This is a genomic window from Bdellovibrionales bacterium, assembly GCA_019750295.1.
Lineage (GTDB): Bacteria > Bdellovibrionota > Bdellovibrionia > Bdellovibrionales > JAGQZY01 > JAIEOS01.
In genome coordinates this window covers 1-5,029 of sequence record JAIEOS010000070.1, presented here as the reverse complement: position 1 = coordinate 5,029, position 5,029 = coordinate 1, and the positions used below count along the sequence as shown (strand labels likewise).

Genomic DNA, 5,029 nt, shown 5'->3' with positions numbered 1-5,029 from the left:
GCCGATCTTCCTTCCTCCACTTCGAGAACGCGTCGAAGACATCGAAAACCTCACTCATTATTTTATACAGAAATTCAGTGAAAAGTATCAAAAGCCGGTTCCAACCGTGACGGATGAAGTTTTGGCGCTATTTAAAACTTACAACTGGCCCGGCAATATTCGCGAACTCGAAAACACCATTGAACGTGGCTTGGTCATGTATTCTCCGACTGTGATTAAGAAGGAGCATCTCCCGGATTCCATTCAAAATCTTCAACCCTCAGCAGGATCGTTTTCGTCAGGCAATGAATTGAACTTCGAGAAATTTAAGGAAGAAGCGGAAAAAGAATTTATCATCAACGCGTTGAAAGCCAATAACGGAAGAATCAACCAAACTGTAGCCAACGCCAACATTCCCAAGAATACTCTCTTAAGAAAGATTAAAAAGTTTAACATCGTTCCCAAAGACTACTCCAAGAAGTAATTCCCCTGTGTCACCCTGAGCGGAGAGAAGGATCTTGCGAGATCCCTCGCTCCGCTCAGGATGACAATACAGCTCAGGATGATATTACAGCCCTTAAGGAAACTTTAAGACTTCGCCCATGACTCGATCGACAGAGAGGTTCTTCATGCAAACATGGGTTTTAATCGGACAGACATCGGTGCCGTGAGCCGAGCAAGGTCGACACTCTAGTTGGGTGTCTTCGACGACAACCGCTTTAGGATTCCACGGTTGATATCCAAAGCTCTGCACGGTAGGACCAAACATAGCCACCGTGGGCAAATTGACCACTGCGGCCATGTGCATGGCGCCGCTATCGTTACAAACTAAGACTTTACTTAAAGCGAGAATTCGCGCCATTTCGGATAAAGTTGTTTTCCCGCAAAGATTAAAAACTCGAGGAGAATTATTTTTAACCAGCTCACCCAACTCTCTCTCCGCTCCGCTACCAAGGAGAAGAACATATTTCCCCTGAGTCACGAGCCTCTCCGCCAATTCCTGATATTGGGAATCTCCCCATTTTTTAGTGGCCCAAACACTTCCAGGCGCCAAACAAATATATTCGACTTCTGCGGGAACTGACCACTTGAGAGACATCTCTTTGCGAAATTCATGAGATGTTTTTTCGAGTTCGGGCAAAGCCATCGAACTCCAATCCGGAATCTGACTCAGGGGCGAACGAAGATCCTGAATGGCTCTAAGCTTTAGACTGAGATCGGCATCTAATTCTGCCAACAGAGTTAATTGACGAATGGCCTCCGGCCACTGCATGGGCCGCTTTTCGCGACGGTCAAAAACCCAACCATTCCCCATCTTTTTAAAACCAATTTTATAACGAGCATTGACCCGCCAAGAAATATATTGGGATCTCAAAGATTCATGGGGACAAACCAAAAGGTCAAAAACTTTTCCCGAGAGTTCAGGAGCGAGCTCACCCCATGTCGGCTTTCTTCCTTTGTAATTAACATAAGCGACATCAACCAATTTGTTTTCTAGAAAAAAACTGGCGAGCTCTTTACGACAAATCAGATGAATTGTCTGATGAGGGTAAAGTTGACGTAAACGCTTGAGAGTAGGAATACTTAACAATAAATCGCCAAGAAAAGCGGTCTGAATATATAAAATCATTGGATAGTTTGAACACCCACCACAATAGTTCCGATCTTAATCTTGGATTCAATGCGCACGATTCGTTTACGATCGTCTTTGGTTAGCCAAATAAAATTATTCCCACTCGGTTTAAATGCGCCTTCCATCTCAAACTGAGGTTGAATCACCCATGTGTCAAAAGTTCCAGCCGGAGTTTTTAGTTTTTCCTCGCGAAGGACTTTGGCCTTCATTAAAATATTCTTACCTTCGTGTGCGACACGCACTTGAAGCTCTTTCCCAACTTTAAAGGTAAAAGTTCGCATATAAAACGCTACGGAAAAGACGTTTTGGGAATAGGCTGGAATTTCCCAACTGTAATCCTTAACTTCAAGCTCTTTCCCTTTCTTTTGGCGCTTGTCTAACATATACGCCTTCATCTCTTGAAGATTAAAATAAGAACGAACCTCTCGCACCTGTTTGGACTCTTTGACGTGCAGAGAATAGCTCGTAGGAACTAAAGTCTCGACATCGAGATAAGTGATCGCCGAATCATCGACCGCATAAAACATATCAAAAACGCTACTCGATTTTCCAGAATAGTGAATGGCGTAGGCTTTTTTACCGTTCACCTCGACCATGGATTTGATCTCCATCGACATCGTTCCCGCCTCGACCGCAAAGTAAGAGACCGAATAGGTGACTTTTTCTCCGACACGAAATGGATTCACTTCGGGACGTCGACCGATAAAACCTTCGCTATCTTCAAGCTCTGGAAGATGTTTTGTGCTCTCCACCGGAGTCGGCACGACCTTGGCCGCCGACTTCCCCGTCTGAGGAGGTGTCGCGGGTGATTTTGCGGTCTTGCCTTTTTTGACTACGGGTCGTGTCGTCGGCTCTGCTGGAGTCGGTGGTGTTGTGGGCTCGACAGTGGCTGGAATTTCCGTAACTTTAACCTTATCGTCGAAGTCTTTGGTATCCATAACCTTTTTATCATAATCATTGTACAAACTCGCACAGGAGATCGTGAGAGATAAACTCAAAAAAGCGGCCAATGCAGGTGCAATCAATACTACTGGATTCTTACCATTTTCCATCATTGAAACTTCTTCCATCGTCGATGTATCCACATCCATTGTTCAGGATACTGAGTAACGATGTCTTGAATTTTATCAGTATATTTCTGAGTCATAAACTGCAAAGTCGCATTTTTATCGCCAAGGTCCTCAAAAGGTATAGGTTTTTCAAAATGCACTTCAAAGTGACTGTGAGGCTTACGAACGGCGTAACAAGGGATCACCGGTGCTTGAGTTTTATGCGCAAACAGAGCTAGACCCATTCCCGTGCCGGTCTCTTTCCCGAAAAACGTCGTTTTCGTTCCAATCGGAGGACCCAAATACTGGTCAAGAACAAAAATAACCGCACCGTTGGACTTTAGTGCCTTCAAAATATCGTAGGAACTGTTGCGAGGAAGAATGAATTTTGTCCCATGGCGCCCGCGAACATCAAACCACAACTTATCTAACCACTTTGCGGTGAATCGTTTCGAAATCACGTAGGCCGGGAAACCCCGCTGAGCAAAGGCCGAGATTCCATAATCTCCATTGGCGAGATGCAGACCGAGGAGTAATGCCCCTTTGTTTTGCGCCAAAGCCTCCCTGACGTTTTCTTCCCCAATGATCTTTGTCGTTTTTTGTAAGTCTTCGGCGCTGCCGAAAGCCAGAGTCGTAAACTCGACGAGAGTTTGACCCATATTCAGCAAGGACAATCGCGCGGTTTTTATTTGCTGAGCTCGAGTCATCTCGGGAAAAGCAATTTTGAGGTTTTCGAGAGCCACTTTTCGCCGGATGCGTAAAATATCAAACCACAAAATGGCGATTCCCCATGCTAAAGCATTTTTCATCCAGTACGGAAGAATAAATATTATGTAACAAAACCCAAGAAGAAGTTTACTCTGCCAATTTTGCATAGAAAATCTCGGGCTTGGGAGTGAGCTCTACAGCGAGCGGAGCCACGTAGATGTTCATGTCGTTATGATCCAAGTGGCGAATTTTGACTTCATCCTTTTCGGTAATCAGAAGGAATTTGAGATTTTTCTTCTTCATATCCTCTTTAATTTTTTCTAAATCTTTTTGAGTCCAAATATAATGATCCGAAAAAACATACTGCTCCCGAATCGGAGAGCGCATCTCTACCATGTTCTTAAAGATATCTGGACGAGCGATCGATGAGGCCAATGCTGTGGTGCCTCGAATGTCATTCCAGATGGAACGCTGCTGTGGATTTTTTAACGGATAGGGCTCGCCGATGATATAATTCAGAAAAAACAAATTACCCTTTTCCACGGTAAATCCCTGCTTCGCGATCTTATCCAACCAGTCTTGCTTGTCCTCGGGAGGAACAAGGTTGGATTTAGAGACAATCACAAACTGAGCGCGCTTAAGAGAAGACATCGGCTCGCGGAAGCGCCCCACCGGGATCGGGAAAGCGTTTTTGCCCGTGACATCAATGAGCACGATATCAATATCGCGCTGAAGCCAACGATGCTGAAATCCATCGTCGGCCACGACCACTTCTAAATCTTCGATATCTCGTAATGCATGCGCCACCGCCGCGGCTCGATTTCGACCAACGAAGACCGGGATATTGAGACGCCTTGCAAACCAAGTGGGTTCGTCTCCGTAAAAAGTCGCCGCATCACTTTTTAAAAGATCCACTTTCTCCGACGGAGCTGTATAAGTTCCTCGATAACCACGGCTAACGACGCAAACTTTTTTATTGAAAGATTTGACTAAATTCTCGACGATGTTGGCCGTCATTGGAGTTTTACCGGTCCCGCCCATCGAAAGATTTCCCACAGAAATCACTTTGACAGGAAACTTTTTCGCCTTAAAGATTTCGCGATCAAAAAGAAAGTTGCGCACGGTGACGATCGCCGCGAAAATCATTCCAAAAGGCCATAATAAAAGAACTCTGAGTATTATCATTTTTTTAATATAAACTTTTCGATAGCGTTCGCTAAATTTTTAATCCCATCGCCACCGCTGTTTCCGCCCATGGGACGTCCATCCAAATCGCTGACGCTGTTTCCGCCTAATTTCTCTTTGAGCACGTCTAATTTCTGCAAGATTGTGGTCCGTTGATCATTCACATTGTGGATAATATTTAAAAGGAGCTGGGTCATTTCTTCGACAGAAGCTTTCTCTTGGAATCTTTCGGGAACAGCTTCCTCATTAAGAATCAAATTGACCATTCCAAAGTAAGGAATGTGCTTCACTAATCTTTTGGCAAAAAAGGCCGTGAAGGCATTCATTTTGTACATAATCACCATGGGTTTACGGCAAATTCCCACCATCAATGTGGCCGTGCCCGAAGCGCAGAGAACCGTGTCCATGGACTGAATCATTAAAAAAGGATCCCGCTGGATCAATTCGCCTTTAAAACCATAGGCCAATGCCTGCG

At 44.7% G+C, this 5,029-nt stretch carries 6 protein-coding genes; 1 reads left to right on the top strand and 5 read right to left on the bottom strand.

The features are described from left to right. A partial coding sequence (locus K2Q26_12025) for a sigma-54-dependent Fis family transcriptional regulator (GenBank protein MBY0316244.1) occupies positions 1–463 on the top strand: 463 nt, incomplete at its 5' end. 93 nt (positions 464–556) lie between these two features. On the opposite strand, the gene K2Q26_12020 is transcribed toward K2Q26_12025, so the two are convergent. From K2Q26_12020 to K2Q26_12000, 5 genes are all read right to left on the bottom strand, one after another. Beyond that, entirely contained in the window at positions 557–1,609 is a 1,053-nt protein-coding gene (locus K2Q26_12020; protein ID MBY0316243.1) for a glycosyltransferase family 9 protein, read from the bottom strand. Continuing rightward, the gene (locus K2Q26_12015; protein MBY0316242.1) at positions 1,606–2,667 is read right to left on the bottom strand and encodes a DUF3108 domain-containing protein; all 1,062 of its coding nucleotides are present in this window, start codon (positions 2,665–2,667) and stop codon (positions 1,606–1,608) included. Before K2Q26_12015 ends, K2Q26_12020 begins: the two co-directional genes overlap by 4 nt. Next, positions 2,664–3,536, bottom strand: a complete 873-nt coding sequence (locus tag K2Q26_12010; protein MBY0316241.1) for a lysophospholipid acyltransferase family protein — start codon at positions 3,534–3,536, stop codon at positions 2,664–2,666. Before K2Q26_12010 ends, K2Q26_12015 begins: the two co-directional genes overlap by 4 nt. Next, on the bottom strand, positions 3,517–4,554 hold the full coding sequence (gene lpxK, locus K2Q26_12005) for a tetraacyldisaccharide 4'-kinase (protein MBY0316240.1): 1,038 nt from the start codon (positions 4,552–4,554) through the stop codon (positions 3,517–3,519). The genes K2Q26_12010 and lpxK overlap by 20 nt, the downstream gene beginning before the upstream one ends. After that, on the bottom strand, positions 4,551–5,029 hold a 479-nt coding region (locus K2Q26_12000; GenBank protein ID MBY0316239.1), incomplete at its 5' end, for a hypothetical protein. The genes K2Q26_12000 and lpxK, both read right to left, overlap by 4 nt.

What these genes read in the sequence shown, in the direction of transcription:
- K2Q26_12020 (MBY0316243.1), bottom strand. Translation starts at nt 1,609, where the DNA reads ATGATTTTATATATTCAGACCGCTTTTCTTGGCGATTTATTGTTAAGT.
- K2Q26_12015 (MBY0316242.1), bottom strand. Translation starts at nt 2,667, where the DNA reads ATGATGGAAAATGGTAAGAATCCAGTAGTATTGATTGCACCTGCATTG.
- K2Q26_12010 (MBY0316241.1), bottom strand. Translation starts at nt 3,536, where the DNA reads ATGCAAAATTGGCAGAGTAAACTTCTTCTTGGGTTTTGTTACATAATA.
- lpxK (MBY0316240.1), bottom strand. Translation starts at nt 4,554, where the DNA reads ATGATAATACTCAGAGTTCTTTTATTATGGCCTTTTGGAATGATTTTC.